The 18,194-nt window shown below is 71.7% G+C and carries 12 protein-coding genes; 4 read left to right on the plus strand and 8 right to left on the minus strand.

Going from position 1 to position 18,194, the window contains the following annotated elements; translation table 11 throughout:
- Window positions 1-17: 17 nt before the first annotated feature.
- The 3 genes from GF068_RS24545 to GF068_RS24555 form a co-directional block, all read right to left on the minus strand.
- Window positions 18-605, minus strand: coding sequence for a hypothetical protein (locus tag GF068_RS24545; RefSeq protein ID WP_153821892.1), 588 nt, complete (start codon window positions 603-605; stop codon window positions 18-20).
- Between the two features lie 83 nt (window positions 606-688).
- Window positions 689-1,639 carry a response regulator gene (locus GF068_RS24550; protein WP_153821893.1) on the minus strand — a complete coding sequence of 317 codons (951 nt, stop codon included), beginning with the start codon at window positions 1,637-1,639 and terminating at the stop codon, window positions 689-691.
- A 222-nt stretch (window positions 1,640-1,861) separates the two neighbouring features.
- Window positions 1,862-2,554 (minus strand): SOS response-associated peptidase, encoded by a 693-nt coding sequence (locus GF068_RS24555; protein ID WP_153821894.1) that lies wholly within the window; start codon window positions 2,552-2,554, stop codon window positions 1,862-1,864.
- 338 nt (window positions 2,555-2,892) lie between these two features.
- Here GF068_RS24555 and GF068_RS24560 point away from each other — a divergent pair, with 338 nt between their 5' ends.
- From GF068_RS24560 to GF068_RS24570, 3 genes are read left to right on the plus strand one after another with little or no spacing between them, the layout of a single operon-like run.
- A complete protein-coding gene (locus tag GF068_RS24560; RefSeq protein ID WP_153821895.1) occupies window positions 2,893-6,078 on the plus strand; it encodes a hypothetical protein in 3,186 nt (1,061 codons plus the stop codon).
- Window positions 6,075-9,038 (plus strand): hypothetical protein, encoded by a 2,964-nt coding sequence (locus tag GF068_RS24565; protein ID WP_153821896.1) that lies wholly within the window; start codon window positions 6,075-6,077, stop codon window positions 9,036-9,038. The genes GF068_RS24560 and GF068_RS24565 overlap by 4 nt, the downstream gene beginning before the upstream one ends.
- Complete coding sequence (locus tag GF068_RS24570; protein WP_153821897.1) at window positions 9,035-12,073, plus strand: hypothetical protein; 3,039 nt, start codon at window positions 9,035-9,037, stop codon at window positions 12,071-12,073. Before GF068_RS24565 ends, GF068_RS24570 begins: the two co-directional genes overlap by 4 nt.
- Before the next feature lie 60 nt (window positions 12,074-12,133).
- Here the strand turns inward: GF068_RS24570 and GF068_RS24575 are convergent, their stop codons facing one another.
- From GF068_RS24575 to GF068_RS24585, 3 genes are all read right to left on the minus strand, one after another.
- Complete coding sequence (locus tag GF068_RS24575) at window positions 12,134-12,745, minus strand: RloB domain-containing protein (protein WP_206079537.1); 612 nt, start codon at window positions 12,743-12,745, stop codon at window positions 12,134-12,136.
- The gene (locus GF068_RS44345) at window positions 12,742-14,010 is read right to left on the minus strand and encodes an AAA family ATPase (protein WP_153821899.1); all 1,269 of its coding nucleotides are present in this window, start codon (window positions 14,008-14,010) and stop codon (window positions 12,742-12,744) included. The genes GF068_RS24575 and GF068_RS44345 overlap by 4 nt, the downstream gene beginning before the upstream one ends.
- A 326-nt stretch (window positions 14,011-14,336) precedes the next feature.
- Window positions 14,337-15,356, minus strand: a complete 1,020-nt coding sequence (locus tag GF068_RS24585; RefSeq protein ID WP_153821900.1) for a hypothetical protein — start codon at window positions 15,354-15,356, stop codon at window positions 14,337-14,339.
- A gap of 13 nt (window positions 15,357-15,369) precedes the next feature.
- Here GF068_RS24585 and GF068_RS24590 point away from each other — a divergent pair, with 13 nt between their 5' ends.
- On the plus strand, window positions 15,370-16,860 hold the full coding sequence (locus GF068_RS24590; RefSeq protein ID WP_170319649.1) for an FG-GAP repeat domain-containing protein: 1,491 nt from the start codon (window positions 15,370-15,372) through the stop codon (window positions 16,858-16,860).
- Between the two features lie 440 nt (window positions 16,861-17,300).
- Here the strand turns inward: GF068_RS24590 and GF068_RS24595 are convergent, their stop codons facing one another.
- The gene (locus GF068_RS24595; RefSeq protein WP_153821902.1) at window positions 17,301-17,720 is read right to left on the minus strand and encodes a hypothetical protein; all 420 of its coding nucleotides are present in this window, start codon (window positions 17,718-17,720) and stop codon (window positions 17,301-17,303) included.
- A 57-nt stretch (window positions 17,721-17,777) separates the two neighbouring features.
- Entirely contained in the window at window positions 17,778-18,161 is a 384-nt protein-coding gene (locus GF068_RS24600; RefSeq protein ID WP_153821903.1) for a molecular chaperone DnaJ, read from the minus strand.
- Between the last annotated feature and the right edge of the window lie 33 nt (window positions 18,162-18,194).

The following is an 18,194-nucleotide window of genomic DNA, read 5'->3' on the forward strand; positions in this document are numbered from 1 at the left end:
CCGCGGCGCGCTCGGGCTCAGCGGATCGAGCGCGGGGGCCGCGCCGGCTCGTCGTGGGACGCTCCCTGCGAGGAGCCCGCGTGGGGGCTCGAGATCGGCGCGGCCTGCGAGGGCGGCGGGGTCGCGGTGGACGAGGGCGCGAGCGTGGAGGTCGAGGAGGGCGACGCGTGGGGCGGCTTCAAGCTGTGCCGCAAGGCGCGGTGGTAGGCGAGCGTGAACTCCTGGCGATCGGTGTAGACCGTGAGCATGCCCCCGAGCGCGAGGTTCGCGATCGAGACGCCCATGCTGACGATCTTCGAGCGCACGAGGATGTGGCTGCCCACGATCTTGCCGCGGATCCAGAAGATCCAATCCGTCAGCTTGAGGCGCGCGTCGGAGTCGTAGCCGCTGAGCTCCCACCAGTCGTTGAAGATGATCGGCCGCGCGCCATGGCCGATCAGTTTGTCGACGGGGTGCGTGATCTTTCCGACGACCTCTTTCTCGAGGTAACCCGTGACCTGCTCGTAAACGACGTCGTCGGTGACCTTGATGCGCAGCTCCCCCCGGCTCCAACGGAAGTGTTCTTCCGTACTGGAGCTAGCTCGCGGATGGCCTGCCGGGGGCATGTGCCACTGATACCGGAATCCAAGATGGAACGCTAGCTTCGGCCGAGCGGGGCGCGAACCGCTCGGTCGTTCGAGGGGCGGGGCTACCGCGGGCTGCTGATGGGGGCGCTGTCCGGCAGGGCCTCGATGATCCGGCGGCGGCTCGCGCGGAGGAGGCGGCCCACGCCAGGCTCGACGCTGGGGATCGCGGTGCCGATGAGGCGCGCCCGCTCCGCGAGGCGGCCGAGGCCCTCGGGGCCGATGCGCAGCCGCGCCTTCGGCTCGATCACGCAGAGCATGCCCCGCGTCCGGCCGGCCGCGTCGAGCACGGGCGCCGCCGCGAAGCCCCGCACGAGCCCCTCCATCACCGAGACGTCGCCCTGGAAAAACGGATGCGCGAACGCGTCCGCCACGACGAGCGTCTCCCCCGCCCCGAGCACGTGCCGGCCGATCCCCCCGAGCACCGGCCACCTGCGCCCATCCATCCCCACCGCCGACACGATCACGCGGCCCTCCCCCTGGGCCACGAGCGCCACGACCACCGACGCGTGCAGCTCCTCCGCCGCCGACCGCACGAACCAGTCGAGGCGCGGATCCTTCGGGCCCTCCTGCATCGAGCGGACCGAGTTCACCTGCGAGGTCGAGAGCGTCGCCTCCGAGAGCGGCGCCGGCATCTCGGCGCCCGCGAGCAGCGCCTCGGCGACGACACGCAGCGTGTCGGCCGATACGTTCCGCGGCAAGATCGCGCCGATGCCGAGGTGCTCGTGGAGCGCGCCGGCGAAGGCGCGGAGCTCGGGGAACGGCGAGGTGACGATCACCTTGGCGCCACGTCCGGCGATGCGGGAGCGCAACCAGTCGAGCACCTCGAAGCCGTCGACGACGGGCAACGAGAGGGCCGAGACGAGCAGCGCCGGCGTGCCGAAGCGGCGCAGGAGCCAGATGGCTCGCTCGCCGTCCTGCGCGACGAGCGGGACGAGGCCGAGGGCATCCACGACCGCGACCTGGGCGGCGGAGAGGGCTGGATCGGGTTCGGCGACGAGGGCGAATGCGGACATGAGGGACCTCCTCCGGGGGGCGGGGGGTTCAGGGAATTCGCCACCAACCTAAACAATTGTCGTGCCACCGCAAGATTGCGGTCGGGCGGCGCCCGATTGAGCAGATGCCGCGCGAACCGGGCTCGTGTCGCGCAAAGATCGCGCGCTTCCCGTCCGTCCCGCGCGAGGGGCGCTGAGGGCTGGACATCGCAGTGAGGAGCGGCGACATCGATCGCGGCGCGTTCAAGCGGGATCCTGTGCGAAGAGGGGGCGCACGTTCTCGGGGCCCTCGTTGCGCGGGTTGTTGACGCGGGTGGAGACGGGCGTCACGACGAGATCGTCTCCGCTGCGGGCGTCGACGATCGACTGCAGGAGATCCAGCCGATGCTCGTCGGGGTCGAGCCAGGGTCCGTAGGCGTCCGGGGAGAGGATGACGGGCATCCGATCATGGACGTCCGCCACGGCCGCGCGGGCCTCGGCCGTCAGGATGGTGAAGGTATCGAGCGTGCTGCCCTCGGCGTCCTTCCAGCGGGCCCAGAGGCCGGCGAAGGCGAAGGGTTTTTCGTCCGGGAGGTGCATGCGGCAGGGTTGTTTTTTCCCGTTCGCCAGCTTCTTCCACTCGTAGAAGCCGTCGGTGACGACGAGGCAACGCTTCGACTTGAAGCTCGAACGGTAGGCGGGCTTCTCGGCGGCGGTCTCGACCCGGGCGTTGATCATGCGGTCGCCGATGGAGACGTCCTTCGCCCACGAAGGGACGAGCCCCCAGCGCGCGAGCTCGATCGTGCGAGGCGCGCCAGGCGAGAGCACACGCACGATGGGCACGTCCTGGGTGGGCGAGACATTGAACCGCGGCGAGAGGAGCGGGACGTCGTCGACACCAAAAAGGGGACCGAGCAAGTTCGGCGCGACGTTGGTCAGGGTGTATCGACCACACATGGAAACATCCGAAACGTCTGGAAATGCCGCGGCTGGCGTACACGACGAAGGCGTCTCGCAGGACGCACCTCGCTCGTTCGTACCACATCGAGGGGCGCTCGTGGGGAGGAGGATGCGGACGCCCGTGAGGAAGGCGTGGCGTCGGCAGGCGAGGGGCGGATCCGGGCCGCATTCGAGCCGCAATTCCGGGGGAAATGGGCGTGCTACATTTCGAGGGCGGCGAGGCCCGGGAGAAACGAACGTATTCGCAGGCGCGCGCGCCGCTCGGGCGAGGCGCGAGGAGACAAAAAGCCCTGGGAAGGAGGCGCCGCTTTCGCTACCGTCGGCGCGATCCCCCGATGCTGGGTCGACTCGACCGAACGTCTCTCCTCGCCGCGGCCCTCGCCCTCGGAGCCTGCACGCGCGCCGCGCCCGAGCCCACGCGCGCCCCGAGCCACCCGCCGCCCGCGCCGTCCCCAAGGCTCGACGCGCCGCTCGAAGGCGGAGCGCGGCTGTTCCACACGGCGGTCGACGACGCGTTCTGGGTCTCGCACGAGCAAGGCCGGGATCGGCTGATCTCGGCCGGCGCGCGGTTCGAGCTGACGCCGGAGACGGGCGAGGTGCTCGCCGTGGCCTGGGACGTCGACCTCGCGCTGCGCGGCGATCCGCTGGTCGGGTCGCTCGCGGTCGCGGCGCACCTCGGCGGCGGGTTCGTACACTGGAGCCGCAACCGGGTCTTCCGGTCGGACACGTTCACGGGGCCGCTCCGGCCGGTCGCGCACGGCGGGTTGCTCGGGGCCGGAGCGGTCGTGCGGGGCGCGCGGAGCGGGCTCGACGCAGTGATGGTGTTCGGCGAGGCGGGCGCGGCGGCGCTGCGGAAGGGGAGCGATACGCTCGAGCCGGCGAGCGAGGCGGGGCTCGCGGATCTCGTGGCGCTCGGCCCGAAGCTCGGGTTACGCGTGGACGCCCTCGGCAGGCTGGCCTCGACGGGGGACGGCGGGGCGACGTGGAACGACGCGGCCGGCGTCGCGGGCCTCGGGAGCAAGACGGTGCTCGTCCAGCCGGACGCGCTCGCCGTGGAGACGTGGCGAGGGCGACTGCCGCTCGGCGCGGACGGGCGGTTCGGGGCGATGGACGGGGCGCAACACGGCTCGTCGCACGGGCGCAACTTCGAGCCGATCCTGCCCGGATCCCGCGCGGACGATCGGAACGCGTGGTGGATATGGCGGGACACGCCGCCGATCCAGGCGGCGGTGCTCGCCGGGGCGAGGGTCGCGGCGGGGCGGGCGCTCGCGCTGGCGCCGACGGCCCTCGCCGAGGTGGACCTCGCGACGGCCACGATCACCCGCGCGATGACGGATTTCCCGCAGCCGGGGCTGCTGTGCTCGGCGGTCCCGGGGCCCGAGGCGCCGCTCGTGGTCTGCGGCTGGGAGACGTACCAGGACTCGGCCTCGTACGTGCTCTCGCTTCGCGACGGGGCCTTCCCGCCCGTGGTCGAGCGGGCGTTCAGCGACGACGGGTATTTCGTGACCGACGACGCAGGCGCGCTCGGCTTCGTCGGGTCCTGCGCGCTCACGCCGAGGTTCTTCGACGTGAACGACCCGCCGCGCCTGGACACGAGCGAGATCCGGCCAGCGCCTCGGATCTGCGTGCGGCGAGGGCCAAACGACTGGGTCGAGCGCGTGATCGAGCTGCCCGAGGGGCGGGAGATCTACGGCTGGATCCCGCGGCGCGACGGGACGGCGGTGGCGCTCGTCGTCGACGGGAACGACGATGGTTTGCCCGCGCCGAAGGACGACGAGCCACGCGTCTCGGAGCAAGGCGGCGTGCGGATCGTGCGGGTCCCGCTGGATGTGGGGGGCCTCGTGTTCTCGCGCCCCTCGTGGAACCCGTACGGCATGTACGCGGGCGGCGCGCGGGGGCCACTCGGGCCGCTCGTGGACCGGCGCTTCCAGGTGCGCGAGGACGGCTCGATCGAGGGCTGGGTGGCGTCGACGAGCGGGGGCGAGGTGGGCGGCGTGTTCGCGGGGGTCGTCGTGGATCCACGCGGCCACGTGACGGCGTACCCCCCGCCGCCGCGGGTGCTCGGCATGATCGTGACGGGTGATTTCGGCCTGTCGCTCACGCGGGACGGCGAGCTCTTCGAGACGCTCGATCACGGGCGGAGCCATCACGCGGCGGGGCGCTCGCCCGTGCCCCCGGCGAGCTTCGGCGGGTCCTGCTCGCCGCTCGGGTGCGTGATCGGGCAGGTGACGCGCCTCGGCTGGGGCGCCCCGCGCGTGGAGCCCGTGGTGTACCCGGTCAAACCCTTCGAGGAGCCGGAGATCAAGGCGCCGGTGCGCCTCGCCTGCGCGCCGAGCGGCAAACCGGAGCTCGTCGCGGAGGCCGCGCTCGTGCCGGAGCGGAGCAGGTCGTCGTGGCAAACCGGGCTCGGCGACGTGATCACGCTCGTCCGCGAGGTGGAGAACGTGGCCGGGGAGCAGCGGGGGCAAGCGGCGCTGCCCGCGGACCTCCTGCAGTACGTGCCGCCGGACGTGCTCGCGCAGATCCCGAAGAGCCAGCTTCGGGCCATCGTGCAAGCCGCGCTCGCGGCGAGCGCGCCGCCGGGCGACGGGAAGGCGCAGGCGGCGGGGAAGGCGCCGCCGCGGAAGGCGAGCGGGCCGGCCTTGCGGACGCACTCGCTCGTGATGCGGGCGCCCTTCGATCCGAGCGGATCACCCGTGCGGATCGACGCGACGGGCGCGGACCTCGAGGAGGCGCGGCGCGTGGCGGTGACGCCGCTGCTCGCGCCGAAGGGGGACCTCGGGTTGCTCTTCGTGATGGACAAGCACGAGCTCGTGGTCACGCGTGATCGCGTGACGAGGCTCCCGATCTTCGAGCCGCGGCGGTACGCCCCGATCAGCGACGGCGCGGGGACGAGCGGGCTCTTGCTCGGCCCGGAGCGCGCGCTCGTGCTCGGCGAGATCCGGCGGCGTATGTCGCTCGAGGAGCACGGGCAGGCGCCGATGCGTCCGCCGGTGTTCCTCGGCCAGGAGCGCGACGGCGGGTCGCGCAGGCCGATGGCGCTCGGGCGGCGGGACGACGGGGCGCTCGGGCTCTTGCTCTGGGACGGGAGCCCGCCGCGGGTGGTCGCGATCGCGGAGCTCGATCCGAAGACGCAGAGCCCGAGGCCCCGCGCGCCGCTCGCGCCGTGGTCGACCGCGACGACGGCCGACGATCCCCGCTGCAAGAAGGCCTCGGGGTGGCGCGCGCTCGTGCCGATCGAGCCCTCGTCGTGGCTCGGGATCGACACGCGGGCCTTGCCGGGCGTCACGCTGCGCGGGCTGGGCGCGGCGCTCGTGCGCTGGAGCGAGTCCCGCGTGTGCGTGGAGGCGATCGACGTGGCGGCCGAGCGGCGGCCCGACGACGGCACGCGCAGCGAGGGCCACCTGGTCGTGCGCTGGGAGGCCTCCGGCGCGGCGCGGCGCGGCGCGGCGCTGCTTTCGGGTGGGCTGCGGCAGGAGCTCGCCTGCAAGCTCGAGCCGGCCGAGGAGCCGTCGCGATGAGGCGCGCCGCCCTCGGATCGGCCTGCGCGCTCCTCGTGGCCGCGGCGAGCTGCGGGGGGGCGCGCCCCGCGTCGATCACGCCTCCCGCGGGAGGAGCGGCCGGCGCGGCGACGGCGACGCCGCGGGCCTCGGCGCTGGGTACGCCGCGCTGGATCGTGGAGGAGATCACGGATTGGGTCGAGCGCGCCGAGGCCGGGGTCGATCGGTGGCTCGTCGGCGGTCGCCGTGTCGAGACGCGTGGCGCCGACGTGGTCGAGGCGGTCGAGGACAAGTCCGACTACGAAGGAGCCACGGTCGCCCCGCCGTGGAGCGCCGCGCCGGATGCGCCCTCGCGGTACGTGCTCTGGCGAGAGCGTGAGGTCTTCGGCGCGGCCACGTGGCTCGGCGAGGTCCGGCCCCTCGGCGAGCTGCCGGCGCCCGTGCAAGGCTCGTTCGACTGGCTCGACGGCACGGGGCTCGTCACGGAGGCCGGCGTGTTCGTCGTGCCCCCGGGGGGAGGAGCGCCCCGCGAGCTCGACCTGCCCGGGTTCGCCACCGGGCTCGCGGCCGACGCCCGCCGCGCGCTCGTGCTCACAGTGTTCGGACATGCGCGCCTGACGACCGACGGCGGCGCGACCTTCCGCGACGTCTCGGCCGAGCTGCCGGAGGCCCTGCTGGTCGAGGTCCGCGGCGAGGATCTCCACGTGCTCCTGCACAGCGAGGAGAGCCGGCTCGTCGACGCGCGTGGGGCCATCGTCTCGGATCGCGCCCCGCAGGGCCCCGCGCGCCACAGGCCGCCGCCCGACCTCGACGACCACTGGCCCGACGACCTGGGCATGACGCCCCTCGACGCGGCGACCTCGCGGGGCCTGCGCTGGCTCGAAGGTGACGTGATCGCGGTCGCGGAAAATGGCACGGTCGCGCGCGTCGACCTGCGCACGGGCCGGGCGAACGCGCGGCTCGTCTTGCCCACGCCCGAGCAGAGCTGCGCGCCCCTCCGCGTGAAGGACGCCGCGCTGCTCGTCTGCGAGTCCGACAACCGCGCGACGGTGCTCGACCTCGCGAGCGGCGGCCGCGTGGAGCGCACGTTTGATCTGCCCGGCGCCCCGAGCTGGGATCGCTTCGTCGTCGCGGACGGCGAGGCGCTCGGCTTCCTCGGCCCGTGCGAGGGGCCCGCGCCCGGCTCGCCGGCCGACGTCGTCGCCTCGGCCTCGCCCACGAACGCCTCGAACCAGCGCAGCCCCGTCTTCTGCGTCCGCGCGGGCCCCGGCGCCTGGGTCGAGCACAGGCTCTCGCTCGCGGACGCGAGCGACGTCGTCGCCTGGATCCCCCGGGCCGAGGGCGCCGCCGTGGCCCTCGTGGCCATCCCGGGCACGTTCCTGCACGGCGCGCCCCGCGTCACCACACGCGGCCCCCTCCGCGTCGTCCGCGTGGCCCGCAACGAGCCGCCGCTCGACATCACGACCTACACCTCCGACTCGTCCGTGCTTCTCACCCGCGCGCTGCACGTCACCCCCGACGGCACGATCGAGGGCTGGTTGCCCTCGGCGCACGGCCCGTCGAACCTCGCGGCCGTCACCATCGACCCGGAGGGCCACGCGCGGCAGCACCCCTTGCCCGCGCAGACGGTCAGCGTCACGACCTCGGGCCGCTTCGCGATCGCCCGCACCGAGGCCAACCGCCTCTTCGAGACCACCAACTACGGCCGCACCTTCCGCCCCGTCGCGCCCCCGCCGAGCGGCGGCTCCACCGAGCCGCTCTCGTGCAGCGAGGTCGGCTGCCAGTTCGGCACGTTCCTGCGGATCGGCTGGAACGAGGGGCCCGACGCCCCTGCCGAGGACACGACCCCGGCCCGGCAGGCGCCCGGCTACCAGCGCACGATCCCGGACCCGCCGCTCGTGCGCCTCGCCTGCCGGTTCGCCGGCCCGGGGGAGGGCAAGCGTATCCCCGAGTCGTTTGGCCTCGGCTACACGCAGGCCCCGATCGCCCGCATGGCCCCCGGCCGCATCGGCTTCACGGGCGGCATGCTCATCCCCTGGAGCGGCACGCCGCAGCTCGCCACCTCCGCCGACGCCGAGATCGCCTTCGTCCCCCTGCTCGACCTCGCCGCGCCGATCACGCGCGCCACCGTGCCGCTCTCGCGCCTCGGCAGCTCCCCGTTCCACCCGCACGAGATCCGGCTCGGTTACGTGCTCGACGGCGCGAAGGTGCGCGCGGTGGCCACCTCGGGGTACGGCCGCTGCGCCGCCCCGCTCACCGACGACGCGGGCCTGACGATGCCCATCGGCGGCGGCTGCACCGAAGAGCCCACGGTGGGCGTCGTGCTCGGCAGCCGCGCCCTGCTCGTGCATGGAGCGAGCATCCGGCGCGCTGTCTCCACGGTCGAGCTGCCCCGACAGACCCGCGACAAAACCCCCGGCCGCCCCGTCTCCGCCGGCGTCTTGCGCGAGCTCGGCTCGCTCCACCCGCCGAACGGCGCCCACCGCTACGACCTCGCCGCCGGCCTGCGCGGGCAGAGCCCCGTCGTCATCGCGGTCGACGCCGCCGGTGACGCCGTGCTCGCCCCGCTCGACCCGGATCGAGGCGCCCTCGGGGCCGAAACGCGCCTCGTGTCCCTCGAAGGCCTGCTCGCCGCCTCGGATCCCCGCTGCGCGCCCGCGCCCGACGACGCCCGCGTCGTCCTGCCCTTCGACACCGCGATCGGCCTCGCGCAGGGCTCGCTCCTCGGCGTCACGGCGAGTGGCTCCGCGGGGCTCGCCGTGTTGCGGTGGTCCGAGGCGCGCGTCTGCCTCGAGGCCGTGGAGATCGCCGTCCGCGACGAGCGCCACGAGCCCGAGCTCGGCGCCTACGACCCGCCGGGCACGGTCCGCAAGCTCGTCGCCCGCTTCGACGGCAAGGGCCCCGGCAAGGGCACGCTCGTCGTCCTCGGCTTCGGCGCCGAGGTCCGGCAGCCGCTCACCTGCGAAGGCATCGTCCGATGAGAAAACGCGCCTTCCCCCGGGCCGCGCCCCTCGCCCTGCTCGCCGCCTCCTTCACCGCCTGCGGCGGCGCGAAGCCCGCGCACCAGGGCGCCTCCACCGCAGCCCCCGCGCCGAAACTCCCCGCGCCCGCCGGACCCGAGGCGCTCCTCGGCCCGGCTCGGTACGTGCTCGCCGACGGCGTCGGCGTCGTCTTCGACCAGGCCGGCCGCCCCGCCGACCTGCCGCGCCCCGAGCCTGCCCTCGCCGACGGCACCCGCTTCCTGCTCAACGGCGGCCTCGTCCTCGCCGAGGCGCCTGGCCCCGAGCACCTCGTCGGCTTCCGCTCCTTGCCCGCGCGCCTCGGCGGCGGCTTCGTCTTCTGGTCGAATACGCGCACCTACCACGGCGCCACCTTCCTCGGCCCGCTTCGCCCCCTCGCCGAGGTCGCGGCCGAAGGCGGCGCGCGCCCCTGGCTCGACACCCTCGTCCTGCGCACCCCCCTCGGCCTGCTCGAGCTCGACCTCCGCGGCCCCGCCCCGGCCCTCCGCCGCACCGAGCTCGCGCGTTTCGCCGAGGCCATGTCCCTCGACGGCAAACACGGCGCCCGCATCGACGCCTTCGGCCGCGCCGAGATCACCCTCGACGGCGGCAAGACCTTCCGCGACCTCACCGCCGAGCGCGGCACGCGCCTCTCCGGCTTCATGGAGGGCCCGGCTGGCAGGCTCCTCCTGCTCACCGGCCAGGGCCACATGCAGCCCACGCTCGCCCTCGACCCTGGGAAGGGGCTCGTCCCCGTCGTCGCCGACCCTCCGAGCGACCTCGGCTGGGCGTCGATGCCCACCCCCCCGGAGGACCCGGCCCTCGCGAGCCGCACCCTCGCCCCTTTCGAGCTCGCGACCGCCGTCTTCGCCGGGGCCCGCCTCCCCGGGGGCCGCGCCATCGTCGGCGCCCGGGATCGCTCCGCCCGCGTCCTCTCCCTCGCCACGGGCCGCCCCCTCGGCGACGCCCCCTGGTCCACCGTCGCCGAGCCTTACGCCCGTTGCCAGCCCATCGCCCGCGGCGAAGGCCTCCTCTTCGCCTGCACCCACCCCCACGGCGCGCATGTCCTCGCCCTCGCGGGCGACCCCTCCGCGCCGCGCCTCGAAGCCACCTTCCCCGAGCCCGGGACCTTCGTCGCCGGCCTCCGCGAGCGTTTCGCCTTCCTGGGTCGATGTGGCGCCCTCGTGCCCACGGCCGCCGACTTCCGGGGCGCCCCGCCCGTCGAGATGGAGGGACAAAACCGGCTCTTCGGCCCCAGCGAGCCCCCGCCCGAGCCCCAGGACCCGCCCGAGCCCCTGGATCCGACCCCCACCGACGACGCCTACGTCTGCGTCCGCGGCGCCGACGGCGCCTGGACCGAGCGACGCCTGCGCGGCGAAGACGCGGCCCACCTCTACCGCTTCCTCCCCGGCGACGGCGGCACCGTCACGGCCCTCGTCCTCCGGCCGAAGCCCGAGAAAGCCGCTCCCCCTCCCGAGGGCGTCCGCGTCGTCCACGTCGACCCCGACGATCCCGCCCTCGGCGGCGCCCTCTTCCCGGCCCTGCTCACGCCCCAGGAGGACCTCCCCTACCGCTCGATCGACCGCGACTTCTGGCTCGACGACAAGGACGGCTCCCTCCACGGCTGGATCGCCCTGCCCCCCGAGGGCGAGGACGCCGAAGATCCCGAGTCCATCCCCCAGGGCCGCTCCGAGCGCCTCCTCCCCGTCTCCACGCGCCTCGGCGGACGCTTCGCCGGCGTCCACATCCGCCTCGACGGCCGCGTCGAGGTCCACCCCCTCCCGCCCGGCGTCGTCGAGGTGGTTCGCGGCGGCCCCTTCGCCCTCGCTCGCGCCAGCGTCGACGACCTCGACACCTATCACGAGACCATCGACGGCGGCCGCACCTTCCGCCCCGTCGCCCCGCCCCCGCCCGTCGTCGAGCTCCGCGCTCCCTACGACGCGAGCTCCATCCAGGGCTGCTCCGAGCTCGGCTGCGCCCTCGGAAACAGCGTCGTCCGCCTCGGCTGGGGGGGCCCCGCGCCCGCGGCCCCCAAACCTCCGCCCCCCGACGTCCCCTCGGCGCCCGCTCCGCCCGTCGAGCGCCTCGGCGCGCTCCCCCTCCGCTGCCGGCTCGCCGGCCCTCCCGCCCCGAAGGACACGCCCAAGCAGGGCACCTTCCTCCTCAACCCGAGCACGATCCGCCACGACCTCGGCTCTGCCGTCGGCGGCATGCGCGGCGACACCTTGACGGCCGACGTCGGCCTCCCCTTCGACACGCGCCCCCTGCGCGTGGTCACCGTCAAGGCCCCTGGCTTCGTCCTCCCCCCGGCCCGGGACGCCCTCGTCCCTGTCCTGCTCGCGGAGGGCCCCTCGCCTGTCGGCTTCTTCCTCCGCGCCAACGACCGTCGCCTCGACCTCGGCCTCCCGCGTGGCCTTTCGAGCCCTTCCGCCCTCCCCTTCGAGCACGGCGGCGACTTCAGGGTCGCTGTCGACCTCGACCGCGGCGACCTCCTCACGCTCGCCTCCTCCGAGCTCTCCCTCCTCCGCGGCGGCCTCCTTCGCCCCTTCGCCAAACCTGGCTACATCCCCGACGTCAAGCGCCAGCGCCTCGGCCTTGCCCGCCGCCTCGGCAAAGGCCCCGCGCGGGTTGCCTTGAGCCTCGTCTCTGGCAGCTCCGGCGACATCCTCCTCGCCGACCTCGACCTCCTCCGCGCCACCGTCGGCCCGCTCCGCCCGGCCGGCAGCCTCACGCGCCTCGACCCCTCCGCCGCCTGCCGCCCCGACCCCGACGCCTACCGCCTGCTCGCCGACGTCCTCGTGGACCTGCGGTTCGACCCGCCCCACCCGGATCAGGACGAAACCGGCCTCGACGCCACGGCCCTCGTCACCACCTCCGCGGGCCGCGCCTGCCTGGAGGGCCTCGAGGTCCGATGGCCGAAAAACGATCGGACGCTGATCGTGCGATTCCCGTCTGGAGAAGCCATCGTGCGGGAGGCGGGGCAACGGGGCGACAAGGCGGTCTGCTCGAGCCCGTGAGCGCGAAGTGGCTCGGTGGCGGCGTCAAGAGCATCGAGCGGTTGCAAACCGAACGATGTTCTACGGTGGCGTTGGCGCACCCTTCGCAGCCATCAACTGCTCGACCAGCAGATGGACGGTCGTGCAAGGGTTATCTTTCTCGGGGTTGTGGTTCGCCCCGTAACTGGTGAGCAAGTTCCGAGCATTCTTGATCGCGTCCGGCAACCGGTCCCGCAACGACATGAAGATCGTCTCGTCGTTCTTCTTGTACGGTCGACCGAGACGCTGGCTCAGTTTATCGGCATAGAGGTCGCGAGAGGTCGCCGAGGTATAGTACTCGAAGTGTAGCAGATACCAGATCTCGAACGCTTCGTTCGAGTAGGCGACCTGGAAGCCTGCGCGCCTCGCCTTCTCCAGCGCAGTATTGAAATTTTGCGCGGGAAACGAGTCCCGATCGAACACGCACCAATAATGGTCGTATCCCTCCTCCCTGCGCCGGATGGCTTCCTCGACCAGGCTCCGCGTGTTCCTGCCGGTCCCCACGACCTTGACCGATATGGAAGGGAGCCGGAAGCCCTCGAAGTACTGTGGCTCCGTCTTCGTTCCTTCACACACGATGAAGAAGGATGCGAGTGGCTTGCGTCCTCCGACGATACGCGGGCGGACGCCGCCCCTTGTGCCGTCGCGGGTCACTTCACGTCCTCCGGGTTGACGAGCTCGCCGATGATGGGCACGGCGCCGTACTTGCCGAGCAGGTAATCGCGCTCGTAACGCGCCTCGGCCGGCAGGTCGAACTCGGCAAGGGAGTAGAGCTTCGTGGCGCCGCGAGCATCTTTCTCGGTGAACCAAATCTGATCACGCCGAAGTAGCTGTCGATCGAGCAGATTCGTGTCGTGGGTAGCCGCGACGAGTTGCGCGTTGTTCGGGTTTGACTCCTCATGGAACAACCTCACGATCGCGCGGCACAGGCGAGGGTGGAGGCGGGCATCGAGTTCGTCGAGGAGCAACGTGGTTGCGCTCTTGAGGACATCGAGCAAGGGGCCAGCAAGAGCGATGAATTTTTGCGTGCCCGCGGACTCGTCACCCCATTTGAACTCCACCTCGCCCGTAGGCCGTCCGACCGAGTCGAACATCTTCCGTCGAACGACGAGGGTGCCGTACTCTTTGGAGAGGATCAGGTTTCTCAACTCTTCGCGTAGGTTGCCGGGCAACATCTCTGGTCCTATCTCGGGCGCAGAGATGCCTACGATTCCAAGATCGGCCTCGCGCGCCAGGCGAAGAATCTCCTGGGTCCACGCGCCTTCCCGGAGCTGGTGCATGGTGAAGCCCAGAAGCCTCTCATCCTCGAGCCCGGAGGCGATCCCGAGCTGCTCACGAAACCAAGCAATGATTTTTTGCGACTCGCTGCCGTTGAACTGCGCGACCACGGACAGAAACAGCGCATTGGCGCGAGTTTTCGTCACGACGTCCCGCCCTTCGGGAAACTCATCGCCAACGTCGATGCCGGACGCATCGCGTCGGAACAACGCCACCTCGAGATCTACACCCGCAGGAGCACGGAACAGGTGTTCCTCCGCGACACCAGCGCTGCGTACCGAGACGCTATATCGGTAACGAGAACCATTCAACATCCAGATCAATTCGAATGAACTTTCCCGTTCCGCAGCGACCGGGTCGAGCCGGAACGGAGTGACCTTGATGGGTTCGCCAGCCTGGGTATCCTTCGCCGAGTCGAGGACCAGCCACCGGACAAATTTGACTGCCTTGATGAAGTTCGACTTCCCGCTCGCGTTGGCTCCATAGATCAGCGTACTCTTCAGGAGCCGAATCCCGCCAGGCGCCTCGAACGTGTTCTCGATCAGCCCATCTGTTGCGTCTACCTCGGGCGCGGCGACCAGGCTGAGCGTCACGCGCTCGTTGAAAGACAGAAAGTTCTCGACGCTGAACTCGATGAGCATGGGTGTATCCTACGCGGCAAACACGCGTCCGCTGCGGATGCTGCGCGTGAAGCCAGGCCCCGTCAAGGGGCGCCTGTTACCCTTCACCGGTCCCTCCGCGCGGGCGGTTCTTTGTCGGCCATCTCGTACGCCCGCCCGAAGCCGGACAAGCCGCGGACGTTCGGCTCCACGACGACGTAGCCCTGCGACGTGAGGAAATACCGGTGGGTCCCAACCGACCTGCGACGCGGCCGCTCACGATGACGGGGGTCTTCTTCGGCGCCTTGTCGAGCCCGGCCGGGAGGTACAGGTTGACTCCGTCTCGTCCGTCTCGCGGTGTGACCGTTTCAGAGACAGCGCCAGGATCCCTCCTGGTTGATACATTCGAGCCCGAGGCCACACACGATCGGCTCCGGCCCGATGTTCGAATTGATCGAGCAGGGCATGTCCACCCCGACCGAATGCGGCGTCACGCAGCCCCATTGCTTCGTGCAGACGAGCGGCGCGGCGCAGGTCTTCGCGTTCGGCTGCTCGGGATCGCAGGCGTCGTGGACGAGGCCGTCGTCCTTCGTGACGCACGTCCCCGGCCAGGCGCCGGCGTAACAGTCGTCGTTGCCGTTGAGGCACAAGAAACGAGGGTCGTCCCGCTTTCCCGTGGGGAACGTCGAGCTGTAACATTGCCCCGTGGAGCAGGCGCGGTCCTCGACGCAGAGCGCGCCTGCCGGGGCGAGGCCCGCGCGCTTGCAGACGCCGGGGTGCCCGCACGGGTTGATGCCGCTGCAGATCGTCGTCCCCTCCGGCACTTCCTCCGGCGTCACGCGGGCGAGCGGCTCGCAGACGAGATCACCTTTGCAGCCGTCGGAGCCAAACGTCTCGTCCGTGCCCTCCTTCGACGCGTTCTCCCAGAAGCAGGGCCCATTCTCGCCCTGGAGCGGCTTGCAGCGCCCGAGCCGCTCGGGATCGTCCGGCGCCGCGCCGTAATTGCAGAGCAGGCCGTCGATACAATCCCTCACCGTCTGGCAGGGCTTGTCCTCCCGCCCGAGCTCCTCGCAGATCCCGTCGAAGCGACAGACGAGGCCGGTCTCGCACTGCTCGCCGCAGGGCTCCCCGCGCGGCGTCGGCTTCTCACAGTGGTTCGTCTCCAATGAGCAGAAGTACGGCTCCTCGCAGTCCTCGCGGGTAGGGTGACAGACGTTGATCGTGCCGTCCGCCGTCTCGACGACCTGCACTTCGCAGCCGAACACGCACTGCTCGCCGAGGCCGTGCCGCTTGCAGGAGGACGAGAGCGAGGTGAGGCCCGCGAGCAGGGCGAACGCGAGCAGGACGGCCGTTCTCTTGTGTTGCAATGGAGATTGGTTTCGCGTCATGATGGCCCACTCTATGAGAAAGCAGCGAGCGCAGGAAACGAAAAATGGCAAGGGGGCGCGCGGCGCGGCGCGGCTCCTCGTCGCGGCGGTCCTCCTCGGCGGGTGCGGCGGCGAGCCCGAAGGTCCGGGCGTCGTGGTGCCCGTCGGCTGGAGCGAATCCCTCGGCACGCCGAAGGTGAAACGCGCGCCCAATCCCTCGCGTGACGTCGACTGGAACGGCGACGGCTTCGCCGACCTCGTCACGCTGGACACCTCCCGTGATTCGAACTGGGTCGCCTTCTACCCGGGCGGCGAGACGGGCATCCGCTTCGACGAGGGCCATTACCGGCGCGCGCCCGGCGCGAGTTACGCGCCCCTCACCTGGGTCTCCCACGCGGGCGACGTCGACGCCGACGGTTACTCCGACCTGCTCGTCGGCAAGGACCTGCTCACGAAACAATCGCAGGTCTTTCTGTATCGCGGCGGCCCGAACGGGCCCACCGATCCCGAGGCCGTCGTCCTCGAAGAGTCGACCCCGCCCACGGAGGAGCGGCTCGGCCCGCGCGGCTATCCGGCCGGTGATCTCAATGGCGACGGCTTCGCCGACGTGCTCGTCATCCGGTTCTTCACGCACCTCGCCGTGCATTACGGCGCCGCGGGCGGCCCGAACGGCAAGCCGGACCTCGAGCTCGCCAACGACGGCGGGGGCCGGCAGATCCTCGGCGCCGTCCCCGTCGGCGATCTGCAAAACGACGGCTACGACGACGTGCTCATCGCCTGGCAAAACCCGAACACCGACGAGCTCGCCGTCAACCTCCACCTCGGCGGCCCCTCGGGCCTCGCGACCGAGGGCCCCCTGATGCCCGGCGACCTCACCTTCGGCAATGACTTCGGGCGCCTCGGCGGCCTGAGCTTCGATTTCGACGCCGACGGCACCGGCGACCTCGTCGGGTTCAACTGGCCAAATGGCTTCCTCCTCCCCGGCCCGAACGACAACGACGAGCCCATCCGCGTCTGGTATTCGTGGCTCCGCGGGGACGCGGCCGGCTTCTTCGGCAACCTCCGCGGCCTCGTCTCCTGGAAAGCGTCGAGCCCGGTGTACGGGAAGCCCTCCGAGGGCGTGGGCGCCGACGTGAACGGCGACGGCCACACCGACGTCATCGGCTCCTATGAGCTCGTCGACGACGGCACCGGGCCGCTGGAGCTCAACACCATCCGCGGCATCGGCGGCTTCTTCGGCGGCCCCGCGCGCGCCGAGCAAGAGGTCGGGGGCCTCGACTTCGCCGTCCCCATCAACCAGCAATACATCGACGCCGCGAACACGAACTTCTTCGCCCGCGCGGCCGGCTGCCCGGGCGACATCGACGGCGACGGCTTCGAGGACTGCGTGCAGATCGGCGAGTCACGCGTCTTCCTCTACCGCGGCTCCCCCGAAGGTCTACGCCTCGCCGAGGAGCGCCTGCTCGTCACGGAAGCCCGCACCGTCGCCACGCGCGCGACGCTCGTCTCGAAGCTCTTCCGGTAAAAACGCCTGCGTTTCAGGCGCAACGCGCGCTCGCAACGTGCGTCCCTCGCCAGATTTCTGGCTCCTGCATTTCGGAGCCGTCGCCCCACCCGGAGGAACGAGCGCTCCGCCCGGTCGGAGCCTGCGACCCTCGTGAAGGACACGCGCGCCGAAATGTCGGAGCGTACATCCCTCCGGAGGGACGCGCGCTCCGCACCGGCCAGATCCATATCCTACCCCCGAAGGACACGCGCTCCGCGATCTCGCAACGGTCGTCCTTCCGGCCGTCCAGCGGCGCCGCCGGGTCGGAGCGCGCGTCCCTCCGGAAGGCCAAGCGCTCCGCTTCGGCGAAACGCGTTTTTTTCGCGACGTCCACGCGTTCCCCCCGCGCGCAGCCACGTTTCGCCCGTCGCGGGCTCCTGCGCCTCGGGCCGGCACCGCCGTCCGGGCCGGCGCGCGCATCAGCCCGCGCGCAGCGGCGGCGTCGACGCGTCCTGGTCCTGCCGGTACTTCGCGGTCGCCACGTAATGAAGGACTCGGTTGCACTCGCCCGCGCTGCACCGCCCCGCGCACGCGTGCTGGCCTTCGAAGAGGGTCCGGCGCGACGCGAGGGCGTAGAGGATCTCGCGCGTCATGTCGTATCCGCCTTCTTCACATTTCGGCTCGGAGCACGGCACCTCGAAGAGGGCCGGCGCCTGGGCGAGGACGACGCGTCGGATGTAACGCGTGCCGCCCACCTTGTTGCCCCGAGGCGTCTCGTCGATCTCGATCTGGAGATCCATCAGGTCCGGCGCGCGCGAGGTGAGCTTGCCGGCGGCGTCCTCCCGGGCCAAACGCTGGTTCCGCCGCTCTGTGCGCTCGAGGTTCTTGCGGTAATTCATCGTCCTCCTTTGCTCGCGGTCACGAGCGAGCACGCGCCTCGCGATACGAGCGGCCGCTCACCGCGCGATCGGCGCGATCGAGCGGAGCTGCTTCTTGACCTTCTTGATGAAGGTCTCGGTGCATTTTCCGTGCGTGGCCTCGTGGTCCGCGATCTCGCGCATCAGCTTGGCCTTCGTGTCGTTCGAGACGTGCGCGCTCGCCTGCACATCGTTCGCAAGCTGAACGCCTTGGAACGTCACAGGCCCCTGGGCCTTCGGGGGTGGGGCGCCCGGCTTGTTCGTGCCGCGGTAGTGCGAAGGTTTCGTCTTCGTCACGTCACGCAGCCCGCCCTCGTCGGACCTCCGCCCCGTCCCGTGGCAACTCGGGCATCGCGTCTCGTTCCCGAAGGAGTTCGTGATACGGCCGTCGCCGCCGCAGATTCCGCAACTGTCGACCGCCATTCGTCGCTCCTCGCACGCGGGTCACCAGAGGCC

Source organism: Polyangium spumosum (assembly GCF_009649845.1).
GTDB lineage: Bacteria > Myxococcota_A > Polyangia > Polyangiales > Polyangiaceae > Polyangium > Polyangium spumosum.

What these genes read in the sequence shown, in the direction of transcription:
- GF068_RS24595 (WP_153821902.1), bottom strand. Translation starts at nt 17,720, where the DNA reads ATGAATTACCGCAAGAACCTCGAGCGCACAGAGCGGCGGAACCAGCGT.
- GF068_RS24560 (WP_153821895.1), top strand. Translation starts at nt 2,893, where the DNA reads ATGCTGGGTCGACTCGACCGAACGTCTCTCCTCGCCGCGGCCCTCGCC.
- GF068_RS44345 (WP_153821899.1), bottom strand. Translation starts at nt 14,010, where the DNA reads ATGCTCATCGAGTTCAGCGTCGAGAACTTTCTGTCTTTCAACGAGCGC.
- GF068_RS24555 (WP_153821894.1), bottom strand. Translation starts at nt 2,554, where the DNA reads ATGTGTGGTCGATACACCCTGACCAACGTCGCGCCGAACTTGCTCGGT.
- GF068_RS24565 (WP_153821896.1), top strand. Translation starts at nt 6,075, where the DNA reads ATGAGGCGCGCCGCCCTCGGATCGGCCTGCGCGCTCCTCGTGGCCGCG.
- GF068_RS24600 (WP_153821903.1), bottom strand. Translation starts at nt 18,161, where the DNA reads ATGGCGGTCGACAGTTGCGGAATCTGCGGCGGCGACGGCCGTATCACG.
- GF068_RS24545 (WP_153821892.1), bottom strand. Translation starts at nt 605, where the DNA reads ATGCCCCCGGCAGGCCATCCGCGAGCTAGCTCCAGTACGGAAGAACAC.
- GF068_RS24550 (WP_153821893.1), bottom strand. Translation starts at nt 1,639, where the DNA reads ATGTCCGCATTCGCCCTCGTCGCCGAACCCGATCCAGCCCTCTCCGCC.
- GF068_RS24570 (WP_153821897.1), top strand. Translation starts at nt 9,035, where the DNA reads ATGAGAAAACGCGCCTTCCCCCGGGCCGCGCCCCTCGCCCTGCTCGCC.
- GF068_RS24585 (WP_153821900.1), bottom strand. Translation starts at nt 15,356, where the DNA reads ATGACGCGAAACCAATCTCCATTGCAACACAAGAGAACGGCCGTCCTG.
- GF068_RS24590 (WP_170319649.1), top strand. Translation starts at nt 15,370, where the DNA reads ATGAGAAAGCAGCGAGCGCAGGAAACGAAAAATGGCAAGGGGGCGCGC.